The organism is Thorsellia kenyensis (genome assembly GCF_042432445.1).
In the GTDB taxonomy this organism is placed as follows: Bacteria; Pseudomonadota; Gammaproteobacteria; order Enterobacterales; family Thorselliaceae; genus Thorsellia; species Thorsellia kenyensis.
In genome coordinates this window covers 1-1,696 of record NZ_JBHLXE010000039.1, presented here as the reverse complement: position 1 = coordinate 1,696, position 1,696 = coordinate 1, and the positions used below count along the sequence as shown (strand labels likewise).

Genomic DNA, 1,696 nt, shown 5'->3' with positions numbered 1-1,696 from the left:
GGAAAAGGGAGTTTATTGAGAGTTCTGAAAAGAAAAACAGCCATGCACAAACGACTGAATTAAAAATACTTAAGGATAAGAATAAGGCGCTAGAAGCCGATTTAAAAAGGAAAAATAAGGCATTAGCAGAAAGCGCTGCGTTATTGGTGCTATCAAAAAAGTTCAATGCGTTGATTTCGGGAGGGTACAATTCACCGAAACATCAACGCGTATTAAACTATTAGAGTTAATCACTGAGGCAGTATCAAATGGGGCCAGACCTTTTAGATGCTGTGAGGTGATAGGTCTCTCCTATGCAACTTACCTCAGGTGAAAAAAGAATAAAGACCTAAGTCTTAATGTAGATAAGCGATTGAAAGAACATCGCACCTATTTTGAGCCTAAAAATAAACTCTCAGAATTTGAGTACCACATACTGAATCGTTATCTGAATTGCGAAGAATATAAGCACCTATCGCCTATTCAAATCGTACCGAGACTCATGGATGATAAGGGTATTTATATTGCGTCAGAATCGACATTCTATCGTTTTATGAGATTAACTGGGCAAAATACTCATCGCGGTAGCACGAGAAAACCAAGAGCGTCAAATAAACCCAATGAGCTTGTGGCAACAGCGAGCAATCAAATCTATTGCTGAGATATTACTTACTTGAATTCCAATGTGAAGGGACAGTACTTCTATCTCTATATGTACATTCATATCTTTGATAAATAGTAAGCATACGAGGAACACATCTAGCTTACTAATTTTTGTCAAGTATAATAGGCGTTATCGAGGTTGAGTTTTTCTCACACTCAGTTTTTTGAATTGATTTGATTGGTAAGGGTTTGTCTAGCTCGTTATATTTCAAAGTTGGTAACACCGCTAAGGTTTCTCGCAACCATTGCTCTGGATCGATGCCATTTGCTCTTGCAGTGGCAAGTAGGCTCGTGATATTTGTCATCAGCTGCGAAGCTGCAAATGAACCTGCGAATAGCCAATTTTTTCTACCTAAAGCAATAGGTCTGATGTTTCTTTCGATATGATTATTATCGATAGGGACATTGCCATCGTTTAGGTAGATTTCTAAAGATTTCCAGCGATTAATGGCATGATTTAATGCTCAGGCAAAAAGTGTATTCGGTAATGTCTTGGATAAGGTCTTTATTAACCATTTTCTTAACTTTTTAAGAATCGGTTTAGCAAATTTCTTACGCACATGTTTTCTTTGTTCAGGTATCACATACTTCAGTTTATCCTCAATCTGATAAAGTTTAGCACTTTCATTAATAAAATATTGAGCAAATGGATGCGGTGCGACTTTAACTATTTCAGCAAACTTACGACGGACATGGGTAAAGCAACCGACTTCAATAATCGATTCATATTTATCAAACAGGGCTTTATAGCCAGAATAATCATCCACGACAAGTTTACCCTTGAAGGTTTTTAATATATTTTGGGCTTGTTTACCCTCACGACTGTCAGTGCAATCATAGTAGATGATGGGTATATTAGAATGTATGCTAGAAGCATAAGCCCAGATGTAGCCATGAATAACAGAGCTTCCTCGCCGATTATCTAAGATATTGAGCCGAGTTTCGTCGGCATGAATGACTTCTTGCTCAAGGAGTAATGTCTTGAGCCTTTCGGAACTTGTCAAGATAGTTGTTAGTTATTTATAATTTTTACATACTAAGCTACACCGTTTGT

At 37.3% G+C, this 1,696-nt stretch carries 2 protein-coding genes and 2 pseudogenes; 2 read left to right on the top strand and 2 right to left on the bottom strand.

Translation table 11 applies throughout. From position 1 onward, the window contains the following. Together ACFFIT_RS04020 and ACFFIT_RS04015 are read left to right on the top strand one after the other, a co-directional pair. Positions 1–224, top strand: a pseudogene (locus ACFFIT_RS04020) (hypothetical protein); the annotation flags it as partial. A gap of 128 nt (positions 225–352) precedes the next feature. After that, positions 353–640, top strand: coding sequence for a hypothetical protein (locus ACFFIT_RS04015; protein WP_385876365.1), 288 nt, complete (start codon positions 353–355; stop codon positions 638–640). A 106-nt stretch (positions 641–746) separates the two neighbouring features. Here ACFFIT_RS04015 and ACFFIT_RS04010 read toward each other — a convergent pair whose 3' ends face one another. Both ACFFIT_RS04010 and tnpC read right to left on the bottom strand, forming a co-directional pair. Then, complete coding sequence (locus tag ACFFIT_RS04010; protein WP_385876366.1) at positions 747–947, bottom strand: transposase domain-containing protein; 201 nt, start codon at positions 945–947, stop codon at positions 747–749. 21 nt (positions 948–968) lie between these two features. Continuing rightward, positions 969–1,646, bottom strand: a pseudogene (gene tnpC / locus ACFFIT_RS04005) (IS66 family transposase); the annotation flags it as partial. Positions 1,647–1,696: the final 50 nt, after the last annotated feature.